This window comes from Streptomyces sp. NBC_00726 (assembly GCF_045161735.1).
Lineage (GTDB): Bacteria > Actinomycetota > Actinomycetes > Streptomycetales > Streptomycetaceae > Streptomyces.
Window position 1 is genome coordinate 6,311,550 of record NZ_CP108983.1, and the last position, 23,875, is coordinate 6,335,424.

Sequence of the window (23,875 nt, forward strand, 5' to 3'; positions counted from 1 at the left end):
TCCCTTGCCGGTACGTGGGGGCACACCCGGATACGGGCCGGGCTGACTCCTCATTCAATCCCCGGCCCAGGACCCCCGCAACGCGGGTCGCGGAGTGCGAAGGGCCGTCCCGGGGCCCACCATGGAAGACGCGGCAGATCGCCGTGCCGGGCCACACCTTCGGAGGTGTCCGGTGTCCGAAATTCGCTCCGGGCGGCGGACGGGGAATCTGTTCTTCGCGTTCGCGCCCTGGATCATCTTCATCGTCGTCGCCTCTCCCAGCACCTGGGAGTACGCCTCGCTGGCCGCCCTGGTGGCGGCCGTGGTGCTCAATCTGCCGGACATGCGCCGGGGTTCCTTCAAGGTCCTGGAGGTCACCGGCATCGTCTTCTTCGCGTTGATGAGCGTCCTGACCCTGTTCCTGGACCGTCAGGACCTGGACTGGGTCGAGCGGTACGCCCAGGTGCTGTCCAGCGGCGTGATCGCGGTGGTGGCGCTCGGTTCGCTGGCGTTCGTGCCGTTCACCGAGCAGTACGCGCGTGAGTCGACGCCCCGGGAGGTGTGGGGCACGCCGGTGTTCCGCCATGTCAACCGGGTGCTGACGCTGCTGTGGGGCGCGGTCTTCGCGGCCACCGCCCTGCTGGGCCTCCTCGCGCTGCACACCTCGTCGGGGCGCGACTGGTTCAACTGGATCATCCCGATCGTGCTGCTGGTCTTCGCGGTCCGCTTCACCGAGCGCTATCCGGACCGGGTGCGCGAACGGTCACGTCGTGCGCACGCCTCCCCATGAGACACACCGGCCGCTTCGGGTGATACGGCGACGGCCCCGCACACCCCTCGCGGAGAGGGTGTGCGGGGCCGTCGCCGTGGTGTCGGTGGCCGTCAGCGGCCGGCCTCCGAGGCGTCCAGCATCGCCTCGCGCTCCACGACCTTGACGCGCTCGCGGTCCTGCTCGGCCCCGAGGGCGCGCTCGTGCGCGTCGAGCCGGTACCAGCCCTCACGGGTGGTGTAGCGGATGCCGCGCTCCTCCAGGAAGGCGGGGACGGCCTCCGGCTCCGGGCGCGCCGGGGCGGGCAGCCGCCCAGCGGCGTGGTCCTCAAGCAGGCAGGCGACCGTCTCGTTGGCGTCGCCCTTGGTGTGGCCGATCAGGCCGACCGGGCCCCGCTTGATCCAGCCGGTGACGTACACCGACTCCATCGGCTCGCCGCCTTCGAGGACCCGGCCCGCGGCGTGCGGGACCGTGCCGGACGCGACGTCGAACGGCAGCTTCGGCAGCTCGCGCGAGTAGTAGCCGACCGCTCGGTAGACGCCCTGGACGTCCCAGTCGTGGAAGGTGCCGGTGCCGCGCACGTTGCCGGTGCCGTCCAGCTCCGTGCGCTCGGTGCGCAGACCGGTGACCCGGCCGTCCTCGCCGGTGATCTCGACGGGGGACTCGAAGAAGTGAAGGAAGAGCTTGTGCGGCCGGTCGCCGACGTCGCGGATCGCCCAGTTCTCCAGCGTGGAGGCGACCATGTTGGCCTGCTTGTTCCCGCGCCGGGTCTCGATCGAACCCGCGTCGTAGTCGATGTCCTCGGGGTTGACGATGACCTCGATGTTGGGCGAGTGGTCCAGCTCGCGCAGCTCCATCGGGCTGAACTTCGCCTGGGCCGGGCCGCGCCGCCCGAAGACGTGCACCTCCAGCGCCTTGTTCGCCTTCAGGCCCTCGTAGACGTTGGCGGGGATCTCCGTCGGCAGCAGCTCGTCGGCGGTCTTCGCGAGGATGCGGGCCACGTCCAGGGCCACGTTCCCGACGCCCAGCACCGCGACCTTCCCGGCCTCCAGCGGCCAGGTGCGCGGGACGTCCGGGTGGCCGTCGTACCAGGACACGAAGTCGGCGGCCCCGTACGAGCCGTCCAGGTCGTGGCCGGGGATGTCGAGCGCGCGGTCCGCGTCGGCGCCGGTCGAGAAGATCACCGCGTCGTAGAACGTGCGCAGCTCGTCCAGGTCCAGGTCGTTCGGGTAGTCGACGTTGCCGAACAGGCGCAGCTGCGGCTTGTCCAGCACCTGGTGGAGCGCCTGCACGATGCCCTTGATGCGCGGGTGGTCGGGCGCCACGCCGTAGCGGATCAGACCGAAGGGGGCGGGCATCCGCTCGAAGAGGTCGATGGAGACGCCCGGATCGGCGGCCGCGTCGGATTTGAGCAGCGCGTCCGCCGCGTAAATGCCGGCGGGACCGGCTCCGACGATGGCGACGCGGACGGGGCGTGTCATGGCGAGCTGTTCCTTCGAACGGGCGAGCAGAAGCGGGGCCGGTTGGTAAGGCAAGGCTTAGTCGACCCCGTCGCACACGTTAGCCGCTGCCCGGACCCGATTTCGGGGCGGGGCGGCGCTACCGGCCGGTATTCGGTCCCTCCTCCCGCGCCTGCGTGCCGGGATTCCTTGTGACGCGGGCCTCCGGCGCGCTCTGTGAATGTGTCCTATCGCACGTTCACCAAATGGACGGTTCAGTCGAAGAATCGGACAAATGGTGGCAGAGTGACGGACATGGACGATCGGGTAGCGGGTGCCCTGTCACTCCCGGACGACTGGCCCGCCCACCCGGATCTCAGCCTCGCCCTGAACCGAATGGGCAGCTTCGACTGGGATCTCGACAGCGGCCTCATGCACTTGGACCGGCCCGCCCTCGACGTGTTCGATCTGAGGGCCGACGAATACGACAACCGGCCCGAGACGCTCGGGCTGCGCGTGCCGCCGGACGAGGGTGTCCGGCTGGACGCCATGGTGTCGGAGGCGCTGAAGAGCGGCCGCAGCAACTACGGGGCGTACTTCCGCCTCCAGTCGCGCGACGGCACCCTGCGCTGGGCGCACACCCAGGGCTTCGTGCGCCGCGACGACACCGGCCGCCCCCGCCGGATCATCGGCATCGTCAGAGAAGCCGGCCCGGAGCTCGCCGAGTCCGCCGCCCGCCGCGAGCTGGACGAGGAGCTGCGCCGCCGCACCAGCCTGGTCGACGCCACCACGGCCGCCCTGGCCCACGCCCGTACCGTCAAGGACGTCATCGAGGTCCTGAAGAATTCCGAGGGCATGGCCCTGCTCGGCGCGACCAGCCTGGTCATGGGGCTCATCGAGGCCGGGCGCATCCATCTGGTGGCCGACGGGCCCGAGGGGTCGTTCGTGCCCGGCACCCGGTACACCCGGACGGACGAGCAGTACCCGATGAGCGAGGTCGTCCGCACGCTTGGCCCCCGCTTCATCGAGTCGGCCGAGGACTTCGCCACCTCCTACCCCGTCCTGTGGCCGCACATCAGCCACCTCGGCATCACCTCCGCCGCCTACCTCCCGCTGATCGCCCAGGCCCGCCCCATCGGCGCGCTCGGCCTCCTCTACAGCGGCAAGGACGGCTTCACCGCCGACGAGCGGAACCTGCTCCTCGCCCTCGGCAGCTCCATCGCCCAGAGCCTTCAGCGCGCCATGCTCTACGAACAGGAGCACGACCTCGCCGAAGGGCTTCAGCAGGCCATGCTGCCGCGCCGGATTCCCGATGTGCCCGGCGCCCAGATCGCCGTGCGCTACCGCTCGGCCCGGCTCGGCCGGGACATCGGCGGCGACTGGTACGACGTCATCCCGCTGCCCGGCGGCCGGGTCGGCGCAGTCATCGGCGACGTCCAGGGCCACGACACCCACGCGGCCGCCGTGATGGGCCAGCTCCGCATCGTGCTGCGCGCGTACGCAGCCGAGGGGCACAGCCCCGCCACGGTCATGGCGCGGGCCTCCGTCTTCCTGCACGAACTCGACACCGACCGCTTCGCGACCTGCACCTACGCCGAGGCCGACCTGACCACCGGCGTGGTCCAGCTGGTCCGCGCCGGACACGTCGACCCGCTCGTCCGGGACGCCGACGGCGGCTGCCGCAAGGTGCCGTCCGAAGGCGGGCTGCCGCTCGGGCTCTCCGCCGAATTCGGCCGGCTCGAATACCCGGTCGGCACGGTCGAGCTGGACCCCGGCCAGACCATGGTGCTGTTCACCGACGGGCTGGTGGAACTCCCGGGCGCCGATCTGGACGAGGGCACCCAGCTGCTCACCGCCCTCGTCACCAACGGCCCGCAGGACCTGAACCAGCTCGCCGACCGCCTCTGCGCCTCCGTGGACGAGCGCGGCGGCGAGGACGACGTGGCCCTGCTGCTCCTGCGCCGCAAGGCCGCCCAGGCCCCGCAGCCGGGCGGCCGGCTCCAGCAGCACGTCGGCCAGAACGACCCCGAGGCGCTCAGCTCGGCCCGCCACATGATCCGCGCGGCCGTCCGGGCCTGGGGTGCCAAGGACCGGGCCGACGAGGTCGAGCTGGCCGCCGACGAGCTGGTCACCAACGCCCTGATGCACACCGACGGCGGCGCCATCGTCACGATCCGCGTCCTCACCGGTCCCGAACGGCGGCTCCGGGTCGACGTCGAGGACCGGTCGAGCGCCCTGCCCCGCCGCCGGGAAGCCGGCGAGGCCGGGGTCTCCGGGCGCGGTCTGCTGCTGGTCGACCAGCTCGCGGACGCCTGGGGCGTCGAGTCCCGGGGCACCGGCAAGTGCGTCTGGAGCGAATTCGTGGTTCCGCCACGCGAATGACCCGCCACGCCCCCTTCGCCCGGACGGCCGAGAAGTTGCACGCAATGGGAATGTAACTGAACGTAACGTGTCTGTACTTGACCGTGATGGACCGCCGGAGATTGACTGCGACCTGGTCGGTCTCCCGTCTTCGATGACATGAGGACCCGTTGGGCACTGAGCTACTGGCACCCCTCGATCTCGCCTTCTGGCACCTTGAGTCCGCTGCCCACCCCATGCACCTCGGCGCGCTCGCCGTCTTCGCGCCACCCCCCGGCGCCGCCCCCGGCCCCGACGCGCTCCTCGCACTCCTCGGCGACCGCGCCGCCGCGATTCCCCGGCTGCGCATGCGGGTACGCGACGTGCTGCTGCCCGTCGGCGGCGCGGCCTGGTCCGCCGACCCGGAGTTCGACGTGTACCGCCACGTCCGGCGCGTACAGCTGCCCGCCGAGGCGACGGCGCCCGGCGGCGCGGGCTTCATGCCGGCCGCGACCCGGCTCGCCGGAGAGCTGCTGGAGCGGCCGCTGCGCCGGGGCCTGCCGCCCTGGGAGATGTACCTCATCGACGGACCGGACGGCGGCCCGTTCGCCGTGCTCGTCAAGCTCCATCACGCGCTCGCCGACGGGATGCGCGCGGTCGCCATCGGGGCCGGGATCTTCGACCAGATCGCCACCGCGACCACCCGCCCCCGCCCGTCCGCCCGGCCGCGCCCCGTCCCGCCCCGGTCCTGGATGCCGGGCCCGCGCCAGGTCGCCGGGCTCGCCCTCGGCCGGATCGAGGACCTGGGCCGTGCCTTCGGGGTCGGCGCCTCGCTGGTCCGGGCCGGCCGGCTCGACCCGCGCGGCGCACCGGTGCTCCGGGCCGGCTCCAGCGGGACCCGGCGGCTCGCCACGGCCGACCTCGACCTCGACGCCGTGCGGCGCGTCCGCCGTGTGACCGGGGGCACCGGAAACGATGTGCTGCTCGCCGTCGTGGCGGGTGCGCTGCGGCGCTGGATGCTGGAGCGCGGCGAGGCCCCGCCGCGCGACGACCCGCGTGCCCTGGTCCCGGTCTCCCGGCGCCGGCCGGGCGGCGCGGCCGTGGCCACCGGCAACCGGCTCTCCGCCTACCTCCTGGACCTCCCCGTCTCCGAGCCGGACCCCCGGGAGCGGCTGCGCGCGGTACGCGAGGCGATGGACCGGAACAAGGCCGCGGGCCCGCTGCGGGGCGCCGGGGCGGTCGCGGTGCTGGCCGATCAGCTGCCGTCGCTGGCCCACCGTTTCGGCGCCCCGCTCGCCGGGAACGCGGCCCGGATGCTCTTCGACGTCCTGGTCACCAGCGTGCCCCTGCCGCGCTCGCGGCTCTCGCTGGCCGGCTGCCCGCTGAGCGCCCTGTACCCGATGGCGCCGCTGGCGCGGGGGCAGTCGATGGCCGTCGCGCTGACGACGTACGGCTCGCGCGTGCACATCGGGATCGTGGGCGACGGCAAGGCGCTGCCCGGCCTGGACGGTCTGGCGCGGTGCGCCGACGAGGAGCTGTCGGCGCTCCTCGCGGAGGTGGTCGAGCCATGGACCGGACAGGCCGGATAGATCCGATAGATCGGTGCGGCATCGCCGTAATCGGTGGATGCGGGAGGGTTGACGCGCCCAAGTGATCCGATGAATATTCGCTGGATGGCAGCGATCATCGGGGCGGGCGGCGACAGGATGCGGCGCGGCAGGCTGGGCGGCGGCGCGGTCGAGATCACCGAACTCTCCTTCGGCGCGGCCGCCATCGGCAATCTCTTCAGCGCAGTGGAACCGGAAGAGGCGGCGGCCACCGTCGACGCCGCCTGGGACGCGGGCATCCGCTACTTCGACACCGCCCCGCACTACGGACTCGGCCTCTCCGAACGCCGCCTCGGGGAAGCCCTGCGCCACCGCCCCCGCGACGCGTACACGCTCTCCACCAAGGTCGGCCGCGTCCTCGACCCGCTGCCCCCAGGGGAGAGCGCCGCGTCCGACGGGCTCTCCGAGGGCTTCGCCGTCCGCGCCACGCACCGCCGCCGCTGGGACTTCAGCGCGGCCGGCGTCCGCCGCGGCATCGAGGACAGCCTCGGCCGCCTCGGCCTCGACCGCATCGACATCGTCTACCTCCACGACCCCGACGACCACGCCGAACCCGCCTTCCGCGAGGCGTATCCGGAACTGGAGAGGCTGCGCGCCGAAGGGGTCGTCGGGGCGATCGGCGCCGGCATGAACCAGACCGCGATGCTCACCCGCTTCGTCCGCGACACCGACGTCGACGTCGTCCTGTGCGCCGGCCGCTTCACCCTCCTCGACCAGTCGGCCCTCACCGATCTGCTGCCGGCCGCCGCCGCGCGCGGCCGGAGCGTCGTCGCCGGCGGGGTCTTCAACTCCGGCCTCCTCGCCGACCCCCGCCCCGGCGCCACCTACGACTACGCCACCGCCCCGGCCGGCCTGCTCGACCGCGCCCTCCGGCTGAGGGACGTCACCGAGGCGCACGGCGTGCCGCTGCGCGCCGCCGCCCTGCACTACCCGCTCACCCACCCCGCCGTCGCCGGGGTCCTCGTCGGCACCCGCTCCCCGGACGAGGTGCGCGACGCCGCCGTACAGCTCGGCCGGGAGATCCCCGACGCCCTCTGGGACGACCTGCGCGACCAGGGCCTGCTGCCCGGGAACGCAGCCTCCCCGACCACTTTGCCGCGGGGCGCCGAAGCCGGGCTCCCCGTCGTCCGGGAGCCGTGAGATGACCGCCCGGCCCCGCGTCGTGGACGCCCACCACCATGTGTGGGACCTCGCGGTCCGCGACCAGGGCTGGATCACCGGCGAGGCGCTGGCCCCCCTGCGCCGCGACTTCACCCTGGCCGACCTGGAGCCCGAGGCCCGCGCGGCCGGGGTGAGCGCCACCGTCCTCGTCCAGACCGTCACCGTGGCCGGCGAGACGCCCGAACTCCTGGCGCTCGCCGACCGCAGCGACCTGGTCGCCGGGGTCGTCGGCTGGACCGACCTCACCGCACCGGACATCGCCGACACCCTGGCCGCCCTGCGCGAACTCCCCGGCGGCGACCGGCTCGCCGGGCTGCGCCACCAGGTCCAGGGCGAACCGGACCCCGGGTGGCTGTTGCGGCCCGACGTGCTGCGCGGTCTGGCCGCCGTGGCCGGTGCCGGGCTCGTCTACGACCTGGTGATCCTCCCGCACCAGCTGCCCGCCGCGGCCCGGGCCGCCGCCGCGCTCCCGGACCTCGTCCTCGTACTCGACCACGCGGGGAAGCCGCCCGTCGCCACCGGGCGCACCCGGCCCTGGGCCGACGGCCTGCGGGCCCTCGCCGCCCTCCCCAACACCGTCTGCAAGCTCTCCGGACTCGTCACCGAAGCGGACCGGCGCACCTGGCGCACCGAGGACCTGCGCCCGTACGCGGAGACCGTCATCGACGCCTTCGGGGCCGGGCGGCTCATGTTCGGCTCCGACTGGCCGGTGTGCCGCCTCGCCGCCACGTACACCGAGGTCCTGGACACCGCCCGCACCCTGATCCACGACCTGAGCGACGACGAGCGGGCCGCCGTGCTCGCCACCACCGCCGAACGCGTGTACGGCCTCCGATAGGCGTCCCGGGCCCGGCTGCGGCAGGCTGGGACCATGCCCGAACTGCCGGAAGTCGAAGCCCTGCGGCTCTTCCTGGACGACCATCTCGTCGGCAAGGAGATCGACCGCGTCCTGCCGCTCGCGATCAGCGTCCTCAAGACGTACGACCCCCCGCTCACCGCCCTGCACGGGGGCACGGTCACCGACGTGCGGCGGCACGGCAAGTTCCTCGACATCGGCGTCGGCCCGCTCCACCTGGTCACCCACCTCGCCCGGGCCGGCTGGCTCCGCTGGAACGACGCCTTTCCCGCGGCCCCGCCGCGCCCCGGCAAGGGCCCGCTGGCGCTGCGTACCGTCCTCACCGGCGGCGACGGCTTCGACCTCACCGAGGCCGGCACCACCAAACGGCTCGCCGTCCACCTCGTGCGCGACCCGGCCGAGGTCCCCGGGATCGCCCGCCTCGGCCCCGATCCGCTCGGCCCGGAATTCGACCGGGACGCGTTCGCCGCGCTGCTCGACGGGGAACGCCGCCAGATCAAGGGCGCCCTGCGCGACCAGTCGCTCATCGCCGGCATCGGCAACGCGTACAGCGACGAGATCCTGCACGTCGCGAAGATGTCCCCGTTCAAGCTCACCGCGAACCTCACCGACGACGAGATCACCCGCCTCTACGAGGCCATGCGCACCACCCTGGAGGACGCCGTCGCCCGGTCCGGCGGCGTCGAGGCGGGACGCCTCAAGGCCGAGAAGAAGAGCGCCATGCGCGTCCACGGACGCACCGGCCAGGCGTGCCCGGTCTGCGGGGACACCATCCGCGAGGTCTCCTTCAGCGACTCCTCGCTCCAGTACTGCCCGACCTGCCAGACCGGCGGCAAACCGCTCGCGGACCGCCGCCTGTCCCGGCTGCTCAAGTAGGGGCGCGATGCGCGGGGCACGCCCTACACTCCGGCCTCATGCTCCGCGTACTCGCCGTCGACGACGAAGAACCCGCCCTGGAGGAACTGCTCTACCTCCTGCGCGCCGACCCCCGCATCCGCAGCGCGGAAGGGGCCACCGGGGCGACCGAGGCGCTGCGCCGCATCGGGAGCGCCGTCGACGCGGGGCCCGACGACCCGACCGCCATCGACGTGGTCTTCCTCGACATCCACATGGCCGGTCTCACCGGCCTCGACGTCGCCCAGCTCCTCGCCGGGTTCGCCGCGCCGCCGCTCATCGTCTTCGTCACCGCCCACGAGGGCTTCGCCGTGCACGCCTTCGACCTCAAGGCCGTCGACTACGTCCTCAAGCCCGTCCGCCGCGAACGCCTCGCCGAAGCCGTACGGCGCGTCGCCGAGCAGGTCCAGGACCGTTCCGCCCCCGCCGTCCACGACACCGCACAGGACCAGATCGCCGTCGAACTGGGCGGCGTCATCCGCTTCATCCCGATCGGCGACATCACCTACGCCGAGGCCCAGGGCGACTACGCCCGGCTGCACACCGCCAACGGCAGCCACCTGGTCCGTGTCCCCCTCACCACCCTGGAGGAGCGCTGGCGCACCCGCGGCTTCGTCCGCATCCACCGCCGCCACCTCGTGGCCCTCGGCCGGATCGACGAACTGCGCCTGGACGCCGGCACCATGAGCGTCCGCATCGGCACCGCGGAACTCGCCGTCAGCCGCCGGCACACCCGAGCGCTGCGCGATCTGCTGATGCGGCGGACCGGCCGCTGACCAGCGGCTACCGTCCTCCGAACCCCTTCCCAGCGGGGCCGGGTGCCGCCTACACTCCGGCCCCATGTCCGCAGAGCCCACACCCCGGCGCGAAGTGGTGACGGGGGAGCCCCGGCGGGTGCGCCCGCTGCCCCGCTACCGCACCCAGTCGGAGATCGAAGAGCAGACCGCGCTCGGCGGCGCCTACGTCCGCTCGCTGATGCGGGGACAGCTGCGGGCCGGACTCACCGCCTTCGCCGTCCTCGCCACCGTCGTGGGCACCCTGCCCCTCGTCTTCGAGGCCCTGCACAGCTCCGCCGTCGTCTGGGCCGTCCTCGGCTTCGCCGCCTACCCGCCGCTCACCGTGCTCGCCTGGTGGTACGTGCGCCGCGCCGAGCGCAACGAGAGCGACTTCGCCCGGCTCGTGGAAGGCCGCTCCGCCCCGTGAGCCGCACGTACGCGGTGGCGGCCGTCGCCGTCGTCGTCCTGGCCACCGTCCTCGTCGGCGGCTTCGGGCTGCGGATCTCCCGCACCACCTCCGACTTCTACGTGGCCTCGCGCACCGTGCGCCCCCGGCTCAACGCCGCCGCCATCAGCGGCGAATACCTCTCCGCCGCCTCCTTCCTCGGCATCGCCGGCCTGGTCCTCGTCCACGGGCCCGACATGCTCTGGTACCCGGTCGGCTACACCGCCGGCTATCTGGTCCTGCTGGTCTTCGTCGCCGCACCGCTGCGCCGCTCGGGGGCGTACACCCTGCCCGACTTCGCCGAAGGACGGCTGGAGTCCCGGCAGGTACGCAGACTCGTCAGCGTCCTCGTCGTCGGCGCCGGCTGGCTCTACCTGGTGCCCCAGCTCCAGGGCGCCGGACTCACCCTCAAGATCCTCACCGGGGCGCCCGGCTGGCTCGGCGACGTGCTCGTCGCCTCCGTCGTCGTGCTCGCCGTCGCGGCCGGCGGAATGCGCTCGATCACCTTCGTCCAGGTCTTCCAGTACTGGCTGAAGCTGACCGCGCTCCTGGTCCCCGCGATCTTCCTGGTGCTGGCCTGGCAGGGCGACGGACAGCCCCGCATCACCTTCGACGCACACCTCTCCGCGTTCCGCGCCGACCACCCGCTGTACGCGACCTACGGCCTCATCGTCGCCACCTTCCTCGGCACCATGGGCCTGCCGCACGTCGTCGTCCGCTTCTATACCAGCCCCAACGGCCGCGACGCCCGCCGCACCACCGTCGCCGTCCTCGCCCTCATCGGCGTCTTCTACCTCCTGCCGCCCGTCTACGGCGCGCTGGGCCGCCTGTACGCCCCCGAGCTGATCCACGGCGGAGACGCGGACGCCGCCGTGCTCCTGCTGCCCGGCCGGGTCATCGGCGGGCTCGGCGGCGACCTGCTCGGGGCGCTCGTCGCCGGCGGCGCGTTCGCCGCGTTCCTGTCCACCGCGTCCGGGCTCACCATGGCCGTCGCCGGGGTCATCACCCAGGACGTGCTGCCCTCGCGCGGGGTGCGGCACTTCCGGCTGGCCACCGTCCTCGCCATCTCCGTGCCGCTGGCCGGCTCGCTGCTGGTCAGCCGGGTCCCCGTCGCCGACTCCGTGGGCATGGCCTTCGCCGTCTCCGCGTCCTCCTTCTGCCCGCTGCTCGTCCTCGGTATCTGGTGGCGCCGGCTCACTCCGCCCGGCGCGGTGGCCGGGCTCCTGCTCGGCGGCGGCTCCGCGCTGATCTCCGTCGCCATCACGGTCAGCGGCGCGGTGCGCCCGCCCGGCTGGCCGCACGCCCTGCTCGCCTGGCCCGCCGTCTGGTCCGTGCCCGTCGGCTTCCTCGCCATGATCCTGGTCTCGCTCGCCACCCCGAGCCGGATACCGCCCGGCACCAACGCCGCCATGACCCGCTTCCACCTGCCCGAAGCGCTCACCACCGGGAGGCACCGGTGACCGGGGCCGGATACGCCGCCATCGTCGTGCTCGCCCTGCTGCTGTTCGGCGGGGGGCTCCTGCTCGGCCGCCGCACCGCCCGGCCGCTGCGCACCAGCGACGTCGGCACGCCCGTCGAACACGCCACCTTCGAGACCCTGCACACCGCTTCCCTGGCCGCGCCCCCGCTGCGCGCCGGGCTCACCGGGGACAGCGCCCGCCGGTCGGCGCGCCGGCTGCGCTCGCTGCTCGGCACCGACGCGCTGTGCCTCACCGACCGCGACGGGGTCCTCGTCTGGGACGGCGAGGGCGACCACCACGGCCGGGACGTCATGGAACAGGTCGCGGGCGTCCTGGAGACCGGCCGCGACACCGCCTTCCGCAGCGGCTGCGACGACCTGGACTGCCCGCTGAAGTGGGCCGTCGCCGTGCCGCTGACCGTCGACCACCGCGTCCTCGGCACCCTCGTCGCCTACGCCCCGCGAGAGTCGGCCGTCCTGGCCCGGGCCGCGGGCGAGGTCGCCCGCTGGGTCTGCGTCCAGCTGGAACTCGCCGAGCTCGACCGCTCCCGCACCCAGCTCATCGAGGCCGAGATCAGGGCCCTGCGCGCCCAGATCTCCCCGCACTTCATCTTCAACTCACTGGCCGCCATCGCGTCCTTCGTTCGCACCGACCCGGAACAGGCCCGCGAACTTCTCCTGGAATTCGCGGACTTCACCCGTTACTCGTTCCGCAGCCACGGCGACTTCACCACCCTCGCGGACGAGCTGCACTCCATCGACCAGTACCTCGCCCTGGTCCGGGCCCGCTTCGGCGAACGGCTCTCCGTCACCCTCCAGGTCGCCCCCGAGGTCCTGCCCGTCGCCCTGCCCTTCCTCTGCCTCCAGCCGCTCGTGGAGAACGCCGTCAAACACGGCCTCGAAGGCGCCGTCACCTCCAGCCGCATCACCATCAGCGCCCTGGACGCCGGCTCCGAGGCCGAGGTCGTCATCGAGGACGACGGCACCGGCATGGACCCCCAGCGGCTGCGCCACATCCTGCGCGGCGAGGGCGGCAGATCCACCGGCATCGGCCTGCTCAACGTGGACGAACGGCTCCGTCAGGTGTACGGGGACGAGTACGGGCTCGTCATCGAGACGGGCATCGGCGCCGGGATGCGGATCACCGTCCGGCTGCCGAAGTACCGGGCCGGGGTGCACGGGTCCTGAGCCGCGCGCCGTAGCGCAGGCGCCCCGCGACACGCCCTAGTACAGGTGCACCGCGAGATGGCCCAGCGGCAGGCCCAGCTGCCAGGCCGGGGTCCACACCTGCGCCTCCTCCTCCGGGCCCTCCGCCGCGCCCTCCGCCGGCTCCCAGGGCGGCAGCGCGCCGACGGCCTCCAGATCGGCGGCCAGCAGCTCGGTCTCCTCCAGCCACCGCCAGGCCGACCGGGCCAGCGCCAGATCCGCTTCGGTGCCGCCCGCCACCGGGGCGGCCAGCCGGGTGCGCACCCAGTGGCGCCACGGCGTCCCGGACGCGGTGAGCAGCCGCAGCTCGTCCACCCGCGCGGCCGGCAGCGCCCCGGCCACCGCACCGTCCAGCAGGAAGATGGTCAGCGCCAGCGCGTCCCGCCCCGCCCGGAACTCCAGCGTCGCCGGCTCCATCAGGTCGCCGGTGCGCAGCAGTTCGTCGGCCAGGTACTCCGCGTACATCCAGGCCATCGGGACCGGCAGCGCGGCCGCGCCGGACCCCTCATGACGTTCCGGAGGCATCCCGTATCGCCCCATTCCCTCGGTCTCTGGCCCGTACGGCCGGCGGGCCGGTCCGGCCGGTCGCCCACGCAGCATTGAACCGGGGGAACGCACCCCGTGTGGCCGGAAAAGCAGGATCCGCCGCACCGGATGCGTCACAGGCACGAGGTGCCGACGACCGTCCGTGCCCGGGAGGGCCGGCGGGTGTAGCCGGGGAGATTACGGGAAAGCAGCCGCAGCGCGTAATGCGAACGCGACTTCACCGTGCCCGCCGGTATCCCCAGCACCTCGGCCGTCTCGCCGACGCTCAGCCCGCGGAAGTAGATCTGCACCAGCACCGACCGGTGCTCCGGGCTCAGGGCGCGGACCGCCTCGCGTACATCGAGCGCCGCGACCGCGGACTCCGCCGTGTCGGCGCCCGCCGGAGCGCATTCCAGACCGGCGTCGCTGACCTCGGCCGGCCGGGCCAGCCGGGAGCGCCGGGCGTCGATCGCCAGCCGGCGCGCCACCGTGAACAGCCAGGGCCGCATCGACTCGTACGGGCCGTCGAACGCCTCCGGGTGCTGCCAGGCCCGTACCAGCGTCTCCTGGAGCAGGTCCTCGGCCCGCTGCCGGTCGCCGAAGGTCAGGCCGAGCAGGAAGTGGAACAGGGCGGGGCCGTGCTCACGCTGGAGCTCCGCGAGCGCCCGCTCATCGGTCTTCGTCGTGGTCATGGTGAACGCCCTTCCCGCCAAGGTCCGCCTCGCTGCCGACCTGGCGTATACGAGCGCATTCAGGCCACGAGGAACAGCGCAAACACCGCCCCGTGCGACGAGCGGTCGCTCAGAGCGGCGAATGGTGCGGTGAACGGTCGGGCGGCACCCCGGGCGGGGCCACGGCACCACGGACGGGCGGGGCTACGGGACCACGGTGACCGGCCAGCGTCCCGCCTTGACCAGGCGGACGGCCACCGAACCGATGAAACGGTGCCCCGCCGACTCCGACGCACCCACCACCACGGCGTCCGCCTTGAGTTCGTCGGCGGCGGTCACCAGGCCGTTGTACGGGTCGCCCCGGAAGGTGTGGAACTCCCAGCGGACATCCCATATGTCCTTCATCCGGGCCGTCGACTGCCGGATCTCCTCCACCAGGCCCTCGGCCACCTCGGCGGTCGCGTCGCCGACCGGGGCCCCGAGCGCCGCGCCGGCCGCCAGCACCGGCTGGACGTACACCAGCGCCAGCATGGCCCGCTGCCGGCGCGCGAGCCCGGCCGCGTAGGCCGCCGCGCGCATGGACGACTCGGAACCGTCGAGGCCCGCGACGATCACCTTCGGTCCGTCTGTGCCACGTTCGAACTGGTGGGAGTGCTGATCTGTCACGGCAGTGAGGCTATCGGCTCACCCCGGGGCGTCCGGCGCGCCCTCCCGGCGGCGCCCCGCGCCACAGGTTCAGCGGGTGGCCACCAGGCGGGCGAAGACCACGACGTTGCCGTCGTAGCCGTTGGCCTTGGTGTAGCCGCCGCCGCAGGTGATGACCCGCAGCTCCGGCTGCCCGGTGTCGCCGTACACCCGGGCGCCGGGGAAGTCGTTCTTGGCGAAGACCTCGACGCCGTACACCTCGAAGACCGCCACCCGGTCGTCGCTGCGGTCGACCTCGATGTGGTCCCCCTTCTTCAGCGAGCCGAGCCCGTAGAAGACGGCGGGCCCCGCCTTGTTGTCGACGTGGCCGACGATGACGGAGGTGCCGGTCTGACCGGGGGCGATGCCGTTCTGGTACCAGCCGGCCAGATTGGGGTCCTCCGGCGGCGGGGTCCCGATCCAGCCGTCCGGGTCGAGATTCACGTCGATGACCGGTGCGTCGACCTGGATGTCGGGGATCACCACGCGGGCGACGGGGGCGTACGGGAGCGGCTTGACGACCGGGCCCGCGGCCGGCGCGGCGGGGGCGTTGTTCTGGTGGCCCACGGAGGCGGCGGCCACCGGCTGCGGGGGGCCGGGGGAGAGGTCGGCACCGTTGCGCATGAGTGCCAGACCCGAGAGCATCGCCAGGGCGAGCGCGCCCCACGGCGAGTGTCGGATCCGTTCCGGTCGCCAGTTGTCCCGGCCCATGGTTCTCCCTTCGTCGCGACGAGCAGAACGCTAGGCGCGGTGCCACCGGGCGGCGATCAGAGAAGGGCGAACGGGTGGCGGCCCGCCACCCGGATGCTTATCGGAGTAGCGCGCGGATAAAACTTCTGACGGCCCGTGACCTGGGCATCCGTCAGCTTCCGGGGTGTCCGCACGGCGTGTCGGATCACCGGTCCGGAGCAGCGCCGAAATGCGGTCGATCAAGGTTCTGGTGAGGGTTCGTCATGGGAGGCGTTCTCGTCGATCCATCCCGGTGCACAGAGCCCCGGGGCGCTTCCCGGTGGAGGTTGGAACGATGCGTGCTACACGCGCTCTGGTGGTCGCGGCGGCCGCCGTGGCCGCTCTCGGGGCCGGCGCCCCGATGGCGACCGCCGGCGGAGACGTCGGGAACAACCAGAACAACAACCAGAACAACGGCAACAACCAGAACGACTGGAACGACCCGGGCGGCTGGAACAACGGCAACAACAACGGCAACGGGAACAACAACGGGAACAACAACGGGAACAACAACGGGCGCAACAACGGCCCGAACAACGTGACCGTCGACCCCGAGCGCGTGCACCAGGGCGCGGCCATGCAGGTCAGCGCCGAGGGCTGCGGCCGGGGCGGCAGCGTCTCGTCCAACGCCTTCCGCACCACCCGGCTCTCGGCCGGCCGGGTCGGCCACGCCCGGGTCCGCATCTTCGACGACGCGACGCCCGGCACGTACAACCTGACGGTCCGCTGCGACGGCACCGACCGGACGGCGGGCCACCGCTTCACCGTGCTCGACAGCCGGGGCGCCCAGGGCGGGCTCGGCGGCTCGATGGCGGCGACCCCGGCCGAGATGGGTGTCGGCGCCGGTCTCGTCGCCTCGGCGGCCCTCGGCGGAGGCGTGTACATCATGCGCCGCCGGAGGACGGCCGATGGGACGGCCTGACCGTCAGGACGCCCCCGCCGGACCGATAACGAAGTCGCCCCGGGTCCTGAATCAGGACCCGGGGCGACTCTCGTCTCCCATCCGCTCGCACCGGTCAGTGCGAGCGGCTCTCCCTGCGGCGGCGTACGAAGAACACGACACCGGCCCCGGCGGCCACGGCGAGCGCGGTGCCCGCCACGATCTCACCGGAGTTCACGCTGTCGATGCTGCCGCCCAGACCGCCCTGCACACCGGCCGGCGAGGCTGTGGCGGCCGCCGTGCTGGTCGAGCTAGTGGTGGGCGTGCCCGTGGCCGCGCTGACGGTGAGACTCACCTTGGCCGTGGAGCTGGGCGAGGTGTTGCAGATGAACGTCACCTCGTAGGCGGCGCCCGGCTTGGCGTCCCAGTCCACGGTGGCCTGGGCGCTGCCGTTCACCGGGATGGTGACGGTGTCGAACACCCCCGAGGACGCCGTGGCCGTGGTGGAGCAACCCCGGGCCGCCAGGGTGACCTTGCCCCCGGGCGCGACCACCGACGGCGTCACGGTGTACCCGTTCCCGCCGCCGGACGGACCGCCCGCGGTCGCCGCGTACGCGGTCACGGCCGGGCCGGTCAGGGCGAGTGCGGCGGCGCCGAGCAGAGCGACGGGGGCGACACGTATTGCGCGCATGGTGAATCCTCCGGGTCCCCGAGGAGCAGCTGCGGAACGGATTTCCACAAAGTGTCAGAAATGCACCTCGAACGCCGCCCACGCTAGAAGTGGTGCATTTCGGCCGCGATCGGGGTCCGGCGAATGGGGCACCGCTGTCCCCCGGGCGGCGCACCGGCACCGGCTAACCGCCCGTCGCCTTCGGGAAGAGGTCGAGGAAGGGCGCGGCGGTGGCCGAGAAGCCCCGTCCGAACGGTGCGTCGAAGTCCCAGATCAGGAAGAGGAGGAAGGCGATCAGCACACTGAAGAGCCCCGCGAGCAGGAGTTCCCGGAAGGTGCGGCGGATCTGGAGCGTGAAGATCAGCCCCACGGTCACCAGGGCTCCGATGACCAGCCCGAACCACACCACCCCGGGCATGGTCGCGCCGGCGCTCTGCCCGCGTGCGCTCCGGGCGTCGTCGGCGGCGGCCACCTGGTCGACCAGCGGCTGATACGCCTGCCCTTCGTGATCCGTCTTCGGCTCGTAGTCCGTGACGTCGTCGCGCACCCGGTCCAGCAGCTCGGCCCCGTGGTCGCCGAGCGCCCCGTGCTCGGTCATGGTCCGCCACTCGTCGTGCACCACATAGCTCACATACGCGTCCACATCGGCCCGGATGCGGGTGCGTACCTCCTGCGGATAGACGGCGGAGCGCTCGCTCACCTCGTGCAGGGCCTGTGCCTCCTGGCGTACGTACTCCTGCGCGGCGCCCCGGCCCTCCCAGACGCCCGCGATGGCGAGGCCCAGCACGATCGCGTAGATCACCCCGATCATCATCGTCATGTACTCGATGACGTCGGGGGTTTCGGACGGGTCGTCGTCCTCCGGGAGTCTGCGGTTGCTGAGTACGGCGATGGTCAGGACGACGGCGGTGGCCGCGACCATGGCGAGCGTGAGGACGAGCCATTCCGACATGGGCGTCTCCGGGATTCATCGGGAACGGGGGCGCAGCACGGCGACGGCGAACACCGCGGGGGCCGTGATCATCAAGGTGCGCGTGACCAGGGAGGTGTGCTGCCGCGGCGGCTTCCGCACCGGTCTGCGATAGGCGGGGAGGGTGACGTGGACGGGGGGAGTGGGCCGTACGGACGGTGAAGGACTCGGCGTCGGCTTCGGCTCGGGCTTCGGGGCCGGCGGTGGGGGAGGGGGCGGTGGTGGCGGTGCCGGTACGGGCTCGGGCGCCGGGGGCGGTGGCGCGGGAGGCGGGGGAGGTGGCGGTGGTGGTGCCGGTTTCGGGGGCGGCGGTGGCGGCGGGGGTGGCTTCGGTTTCGGCGGTGGCGTCGGTGTGGGCTCCGGGCCCGCGAAACAGCTGCCGTCGCCGCTGACGGCCACGGCCATGCCGCCGTCGCCCTCCCCGATGGACGCGTACGCGCAGCTGTCGGCGGCCGCGGGGGTGGGGGCGGTCAGCAGCCAGGTGAGCGCGAGCGCCGCGGCCAGCCGCCAGAAGAGTGATCCGTACACGACCGGGAGCATGTTCCGGGCCGTGCGGCGGCACGCCGGACCCCCTCCGGATTCGCCTGATGGAGGGGACCTGGGGCGTACGGGGTTTGGCGCCGGTGAAATGGAACAGGGGCCTGCCGGGCCCCGGTCTCCGGAAATGGCCGATTGTCGACCCTCTCCGCAAGAATGGCGCCAAAGGCCGTGTCAGGGGCCCGGCGCATTCCCGGGCTTGGCGCCGCGACGGGGAGGCGCGCGACGGTCAGACGGTCCCCGAACGCCCTCGTCCCGCGCCGGGCGCTTCCGGCCCGCGAACGCCAACGTCCAAGGCCCTCCCGGGACATGGTGCCCGAACCTCACCGACGCCGACTTCGCCGACGTACCAAAGTAGTCCGGGAGTGAACTATTTGATACCTCTCGTTCGGCGAATGTGACGGGCAGCGACGAGTCGGTTGCACATGCCATGGGAGTGTGACCAATAACGGACGGCTAATTTCCGTTTCCGCTCGCTCTCTTGGCGGTCGATCAGTAGCCTCTGGTCCACACTGACCATGGACATGGCCGGATCGCCGTGGCGACTTGTTGGAGACATCGATGGAGCGTCCCGCCTGGGCACCGCAAGGCATAGACATTTCGGTGCCGAGCGTGTCCCGAATGTATGACTTCTATCTGGGCGGCTCGCACAATTTCGAGGTGGACCGGGAAGCGGCCCGGAAGGCCATGGAGTTCATGCCGGGACTTCCGAAGGCGATGCAGGCGAACCGGGCGTTTATGCGGCGGGCGGTGCGCCACGCGCTGAGCGAGGGCGTCACCCAGTTCCTCGACATCGGTTCCGGGATACCCACCTTCGGTAATGTCCACGAGGTCGCCCAGGCGATCGATCCGACCGCCAGGGTCGCCTACGTCGACCACGACCCGGTCGCCGTCGCGCACAGCCAGGCCGTCCTCGAAGGCAACGCCGGCGCCACGATCTCCTCGGCCGACCTGCGCCGCCCCCAGGAGATCCGGGACAGCCCCGAGGTCGCCAAGCTCCTGGACTTCGACCGCCCGGTGGCGCTGCTTCTCGTCGCCGTCCTCCATTTCATCGAGGACACCGACGACCCGCGGGCCGCCGTCGCCGCACTCCGCGACATGCTGGCCCCCGGCAGCCTCCTGGTCGTCACCCACGCCGCGTACGAGGGCATTCCGCTGCCCCGCGAGGAGGCGGGCGGCACGGTCGGCGTCTACCGGAACATCCGCAGCCCCCTCGTCATGCGCACCCGCGAGGAGGTCGCCCACTTCTTCGACGGCTTCGAGCTGGTCGAACCCGGCCTCGTCGCGATGCCGGAATGGCGCCCCGAGAACACAGCCGCCCCCGAGAACGAGGACCCATACGCCTTCTCGGGCATCGCGGGAGTGGGACGCAAGGCGTGAGCATTCCCGCCCAGCCGTCCGGCTCCCCGGAGGCGGCACCCGACGGCCCCGAGGACCGGCTCCGGAGGTTCGCCACCATCTGGAGCCGTGCCATCTTCCCGTCGACGGCCACTTCCCTGACCCGGCCCGAATTCGAGCGGCACCTGCTGCCGCTGGCCCGTACGCTCAGCGAGACCCTGCACGCCCGCCCGTTCGACGCGGCCGCGGCCACCGGGGTGGGCGGCGCACTCGTCGCCGCCCACTGCACCGACCCCGACGCGCTCAGCTCCACGCTCGGCGTCGTCGACTCGTACCTGGTGCTCTACTGCGGCAGCAACGGACCGGTGGCCCTCACCACCGAGGACAGCCGGTCCCGCTGCGCCCGCATCCAGCATGCGGTGGCGGCCGGCTTCACCCAGGCCCTGCGCGAGCGCACCCTGGCCGAGCAGGAGGCCATCGCCCGCTCCGCGCTCGCCGCCCGCTCGCACGCCGAACAGGCCCTGCACGCCACCGAGGCACGCTTCCGCGCCGTCTTCAAGGACGCGGCCATCGGTATCGGCATCGCCGACCTCGACGGCAATGTGCTGGAGGTCAACGACACCCTCACCCGGATGTTCGGCGGCCTGGAGAACCACGTCCTGAGCCACCGCGTCAACGAGTGGGTCCACCCCGAGGACTCCCCGCAGGTCTGGAAGTACTACAACGAGCTGGTACGCGGCGAACGCGAGCACTACCGGGTCGAGAAGCCGTACTACCGCAACGACGGAACCGTCCTGTGGACCAACCTGACGGTGTCGCTGCTCCGCGACGCCGAAGGCCGGCCCGAATACCAGCTCGCGCTGCTGGAGGACACCACCGAGCGCCGCCTGCTCAACCTCCGCCTCCGCTACGAGGCGACCCACGACGCGCTCACCGGCCTGCCCAACCGCACGCTCTTCTTCGAGCGCTTGGAGAAAGCGCTCTCAGCCGGCGACGGCAGCCGCTTCGGGCTCTGCTATCTGGACCTGGACGGCTTCAAGGCGATCAACGACAGCCTCGGCCACGCCGCGGGCGACCGGCTGCTCGTGGAGGTCGCGGACCGCCTCCAGACCTGCGCGACCGCCTCCGGCGAGATGGTCGCCAGGCTCGGCGGCGACGAGTTCGTGGCGCTCACCACGAGCTTCGACAGCCCCGCCGAGGTGGACGAACTCGCCTGCCGCATCCTCGGCGTCCTCGGCACGCCCATCCGGCTGGACGGGCGCGAGCTGACGGTGCGCGGCTCGATCGGGGTCGTGGAGGGCCCCGCCGGGGAACGCAGCGCCGCCGAGGTGCTGCGCAGCGCCGACATCACCATGTACCGGGCCAAGTCCGCGGGCGGCAACCGCTTCGAGCTGGCCGACGCGGAGGCGGACGCCCGGGCCATCACCCGGCACGGCCTCACCACCGCCCTGCCGGCCGCCCTGGAACGCGGCGAGTTCTTCATCGAGTACCAGCCACTGGTGCACCTGGACGACGGTACGGTGCACGGCGCCGAGGCCCTGGTGCGCTGGTGCCATCCGCAGCACGGGGTGCTCGGGCCCGACCGGTTCATCGCGCTGGCCGAGCACACCGGGCTCATCGTGCCGCTCGGCCGCTGGGTCCTTGAGGAATCGGTTCGGCAGGCCAACTTCTGGCAGGAGCGGCACACCGACGGCGGTCCGCTGCGGATCAACGTCAACCTCTCACCGGCCCAGCTGCACCACCCGCAGCTGGTCGCGGAGACCGTCGAGGTCCTGGAGCGCTCCGGGCTCGAAGCGGGCGCGCTCTGCCTGGAGGTCACCGAATCGGCGCTCATCGGGGCCGACGAGGACGTGCTGAAGCCGCTGCGCCAGCTCGCCGAGATGGGCGTCGACATCGCCCTGGACGACTTCGGCACCGGCTACTCCAACCTCGCGAACCTGCGCAGGCTGCCGGTGAGCGTCCTGAAGCTGGACCGGTCCTTCACCCAGGGGATGCAGCACCATCCTGCGGACCCGGTCGACCTGAAGATCGTGGAGGGCATCGTCTCGCTCGCGCACAGCCTCGACCTGGCGGTCACCGTGGAGGGCGTGGAGACGGGCGCCCAGGCCGAGCAGCTGCGGCAGCTGGGCTGCGACACGGCCCAGGGCTGGTACTACGCCCGCCCCGGCGCCCCGGACCGCATCCACTCGCTGCTGCTGGCCGACGCGGTGTGAGCCGGGCGGGCGCGGCGGGCTTCAGGAGCCTGCCGCGCCCGCCCGCCCCGCCAGCAGCACCCGCTGGAACTCGCGGGCCGCGCGCGGCGGGGCCACGTCGCTGCGGTGCGCCAGCGCGATGGTGCGGCGCAGCCCGGGCCGGGCCAGCGGGGTCGCCCGCAGGTCGGCCCCGGAGCGGGCGGCGACCATGTGCGGGACGACCGCGATGCCCAGGCCCGCCCGGACGAAGCCGAGCACCGCGTCCATCTCGCCGCCCTCCACCGTGAACGACGGCTCGAAGCCCTCCGCCCGGCAGGCGGCCACCGTCAGCTCCCGCAGGTCGTAGCCGTGCCGGAACATCACCAGCGGCTCGCCCGCCAGATCCGCGATCCGGACCCGCCCGCCCCGGCCCGGCCGGGGACGCCGCTCCGACGAGACGACCACCAGGTCCTCCTGAAGCAGCTCCACCGTGGTCAGCGCCGGTGAGGCGGCCGGCAGCGGCAGCACCACCAGGGCCAGATCGAGCGCCCCGCGCGCCAGCTCCCGTACGAGATCGTGCGAACCGCCCTCCTCCAGCAGCAGCTGGATGCCCGGGTGCAGGTCGTGGAAGGCGCGCAGCACCTCCGGCAGCAGGCCCGTGCACACACTGGGCGTCGCCCCCAGCCGCACCCGGCCCCGGCGCAGCTGCGCCAGCTCCTGCACCTCGTGGCGCGCCGTGTCGGCGTCGGCCAGGATGCGCCGGGCCAGCGGCAGCAGCGCCTCGCCCGCGTCCGTCAGCGTGATGTTGCCGCGCGCCCGGCTGAACAGCTCGGCACCCAGCTCGTTCTCCAGGGCCCGGATCTGCTGGGAGAGCGAGGGCTGAGAGACATGCACCTCCTCGGCGGCGCGGGTGAAGTGCCGGGCCTCGGCGACGGCCACGAAATAGGTGAGCTGCTGGAACTGCATCACCCCACGCTACCCTGCTTCATAGGCAGCAGCTATGGACATCAGCTGATCGATGACTTGGACTGATCGGAGATCCGGCCCTAGCGTCGTGTCCATGGCATTGGCAACCCGGACGGACCGACGGCCGTCCATGACGCGTACGCTCTGGGGCTCGACCGTCGGCAAGAAGGCGATCATGGCCGTCAGCGGACTGGTCATGCTCCTCTACTTGGTCGTCCACATGATCGGAAACCTGAAGATCTTCTTCGGGTCCGGTGAGTTCAACGGCTACGCGCACTGGCTGCGGGTGGTGGGTGAGCCGTTCCTGCACTACGAGTGGGCGCTGTGGATCGTACGTGTGGTGCTCGTCGCCGCCGTGGTGCTGCACGCGGTCTCCGCGTACCAGCTCAGCCGCCGCGATCTGCGGGCGAGACCCAGCGCGTATGTGCACAAGCGCCCGCGCGCGAGCTATGCCACCCGCACCATGCGCTACGGCGGGGTCATCCTCGGGCTGTTCATCGTCTGGCACATCCTGGACCTGACGACCGGCACCGTGCACTCCGGCGGATTCCAGCACGGCCACCCGTACCAGAACGTCATCGACACCTTCTCCACCTGGTACGGCAATGTCATCTACATCGTCGCGATGCTCGCCCTGGGGCTCCACGTCCAGCACGGGTTCTGGAGCGCCGCGCAGACCCTCGGCGCCGGCCGCGCGAGCCGCGACCGCGCCCTGAAGACCCTCGCCAATGTCCTCGCGCTGGTGCTGACGCTGGGCTTCATCTCCGTACCCGTCGCCGTCATGACCGGAATCGTGAGCTGAC

At 72.5% G+C, this 23,875-nt stretch carries 22 protein-coding genes; 14 read left to right on the forward strand and 8 right to left on the reverse strand.

The window, feature by feature from the left end; genetic code table 11:
- Positions 1-172: 172 nt before the first annotated feature.
- The gene (locus tag OG338_RS28055) at positions 173-769 is read left to right on the forward strand and encodes a hypothetical protein (RefSeq protein WP_405940015.1); all 597 of its coding nucleotides are present in this window, start codon (positions 173-175) and stop codon (positions 767-769) included.
- Between the two features lie 92 nt (positions 770-861).
- Here OG338_RS28055 and OG338_RS28060 read toward each other — a convergent pair whose 3' ends face one another.
- Positions 862-2,229, reverse strand: coding sequence for an FAD-dependent oxidoreductase (locus tag OG338_RS28060; RefSeq protein ID WP_405940016.1), 1,368 nt, complete (start codon positions 2,227-2,229; stop codon positions 862-864).
- A gap of 273 nt (positions 2,230-2,502) precedes the next feature.
- Between OG338_RS28060 and OG338_RS28065 the strand changes: the two genes are divergently transcribed.
- From OG338_RS28065 to OG338_RS28105, 9 genes are all read left to right on the forward strand, one after another.
- Positions 2,503-4,569, forward strand: coding sequence for a SpoIIE family protein phosphatase (locus OG338_RS28065; protein WP_405940017.1), 2,067 nt, complete (start codon positions 2,503-2,505; stop codon positions 4,567-4,569).
- A gap of 149 nt (positions 4,570-4,718) precedes the next feature.
- Complete coding sequence (locus OG338_RS28070; protein WP_405940018.1) at positions 4,719-6,116, forward strand: wax ester/triacylglycerol synthase family O-acyltransferase; 1,398 nt, start codon at positions 4,719-4,721, stop codon at positions 6,114-6,116.
- Positions 6,117-6,200: 84 nt separating this feature from the next.
- Positions 6,201-7,274: an aldo/keto reductase gene (locus OG338_RS28075; protein WP_405940019.1), complete on the forward strand. Its 1,074-nt coding sequence runs from the start codon at positions 6,201-6,203 to the stop codon at positions 7,272-7,274.
- A gap of 1 nt (position 7,275) precedes the next feature.
- Positions 7,276-8,133, forward strand: coding sequence for an amidohydrolase family protein (locus tag OG338_RS28080; protein WP_405940020.1), 858 nt, complete (start codon positions 7,276-7,278; stop codon positions 8,131-8,133).
- 33 nt (positions 8,134-8,166) lie between these two features.
- A complete protein-coding gene (locus OG338_RS28085) occupies positions 8,167-9,027 on the forward strand; it encodes an Fpg/Nei family DNA glycosylase (RefSeq protein WP_405940021.1) in 861 nt (286 codons plus the stop codon).
- Between the two features lie 38 nt (positions 9,028-9,065).
- Complete coding sequence (locus OG338_RS28090) at positions 9,066-9,821, forward strand: LytR/AlgR family response regulator transcription factor (RefSeq protein WP_405940022.1); 756 nt, start codon at positions 9,066-9,068, stop codon at positions 9,819-9,821.
- A 64-nt stretch (positions 9,822-9,885) separates the two neighbouring features.
- Positions 9,886-10,248 (forward strand): hypothetical protein, encoded by a 363-nt coding sequence (locus OG338_RS28095; protein ID WP_405940023.1) that lies wholly within the window; start codon positions 9,886-9,888, stop codon positions 10,246-10,248.
- Complete coding sequence (locus OG338_RS28100) at positions 10,245-11,726, forward strand: cation acetate symporter (RefSeq protein WP_405940024.1); 1,482 nt, start codon at positions 10,245-10,247, stop codon at positions 11,724-11,726. The genes OG338_RS28095 and OG338_RS28100 overlap by 4 nt, the downstream gene beginning before the upstream one ends.
- A complete protein-coding gene (locus tag OG338_RS28105; RefSeq protein ID WP_405940025.1) occupies positions 11,723-12,913 on the forward strand; it encodes a sensor histidine kinase in 1,191 nt (396 codons plus the stop codon). The genes OG338_RS28100 and OG338_RS28105 overlap by 4 nt, the downstream gene beginning before the upstream one ends.
- A gap of 36 nt (positions 12,914-12,949) precedes the next feature.
- Here the strand turns inward: OG338_RS28105 and OG338_RS28110 are convergent, their stop codons facing one another.
- The 4 genes from OG338_RS28110 to OG338_RS28125 form a co-directional block, all read right to left on the reverse strand.
- On the reverse strand, positions 12,950-13,456 hold the full coding sequence (locus tag OG338_RS28110; protein WP_405940026.1) for a hypothetical protein: 507 nt from the start codon (positions 13,454-13,456) through the stop codon (positions 12,950-12,952).
- Between the two features lie 134 nt (positions 13,457-13,590).
- Positions 13,591-14,148: a sigma-70 family RNA polymerase sigma factor gene (locus OG338_RS28115; protein WP_405940027.1), complete on the reverse strand. Its 558-nt coding sequence runs from the start codon at positions 14,146-14,148 to the stop codon at positions 13,591-13,593.
- Positions 14,149-14,331: 183 nt separating this feature from the next.
- Positions 14,332-14,793 carry a universal stress protein gene (locus OG338_RS28120; RefSeq protein WP_026171102.1) on the reverse strand — a complete coding sequence of 154 codons (462 nt, stop codon included), beginning with the start codon at positions 14,791-14,793 and terminating at the stop codon, positions 14,332-14,334.
- Positions 14,794-14,862: 69 nt separating this feature from the next.
- Positions 14,863-15,522, reverse strand: coding sequence for a class F sortase (locus OG338_RS28125; RefSeq protein ID WP_405940028.1), 660 nt, complete (start codon positions 15,520-15,522; stop codon positions 14,863-14,865).
- 313 nt (positions 15,523-15,835) lie between these two features.
- Between OG338_RS28125 and OG338_RS28130 the strand changes: the two genes are divergently transcribed.
- Positions 15,836-16,462 carry a hypothetical protein gene (locus tag OG338_RS28130; RefSeq protein WP_405940029.1) on the forward strand — a complete coding sequence of 209 codons (627 nt, stop codon included), beginning with the start codon at positions 15,836-15,838 and terminating at the stop codon, positions 16,460-16,462.
- 94 nt (positions 16,463-16,556) lie between these two features.
- Here the strand turns inward: OG338_RS28130 and OG338_RS28135 are convergent, their stop codons facing one another.
- Both OG338_RS28135 and OG338_RS28140 read right to left on the reverse strand, forming a co-directional pair.
- Positions 16,557-17,111, reverse strand: coding sequence for a hypothetical protein (locus OG338_RS28135; protein WP_405940030.1), 555 nt, complete (start codon positions 17,109-17,111; stop codon positions 16,557-16,559).
- A gap of 163 nt (positions 17,112-17,274) precedes the next feature.
- Positions 17,275-18,042: a hypothetical protein gene (locus OG338_RS28140; protein WP_405940031.1), complete on the reverse strand. Its 768-nt coding sequence runs from the start codon at positions 18,040-18,042 to the stop codon at positions 17,275-17,277.
- Between the two features lie 1,116 nt (positions 18,043-19,158).
- Between OG338_RS28140 and OG338_RS28145 the strand changes: the two genes are divergently transcribed.
- The gene (locus tag OG338_RS28145; protein WP_405940032.1) at positions 19,159-19,977 is read left to right on the forward strand and encodes an SAM-dependent methyltransferase; all 819 of its coding nucleotides are present in this window, start codon (positions 19,159-19,161) and stop codon (positions 19,975-19,977) included.
- Positions 19,974-22,148, forward strand: coding sequence for a putative bifunctional diguanylate cyclase/phosphodiesterase (locus tag OG338_RS28150; RefSeq protein WP_405940033.1), 2,175 nt, complete (start codon positions 19,974-19,976; stop codon positions 22,146-22,148). The genes OG338_RS28145 and OG338_RS28150 overlap by 4 nt, the downstream gene beginning before the upstream one ends.
- A 21-nt stretch (positions 22,149-22,169) precedes the next feature.
- Here the strand turns inward: OG338_RS28150 and OG338_RS28155 are convergent, their stop codons facing one another.
- Positions 22,170-23,072 (reverse strand): LysR family transcriptional regulator, encoded by a 903-nt coding sequence (locus OG338_RS28155; RefSeq protein WP_405940034.1) that lies wholly within the window; start codon positions 23,070-23,072, stop codon positions 22,170-22,172.
- A gap of 94 nt (positions 23,073-23,166) precedes the next feature.
- Between OG338_RS28155 and OG338_RS28160 the strand changes: the two genes are divergently transcribed.
- Positions 23,167-23,874 (forward strand): succinate dehydrogenase, encoded by a 708-nt coding sequence (locus OG338_RS28160; RefSeq protein WP_405940035.1) that lies wholly within the window; start codon positions 23,167-23,169, stop codon positions 23,872-23,874.
- The last annotated feature ends 1 nt before the right edge of the window (position 23,875 follow it).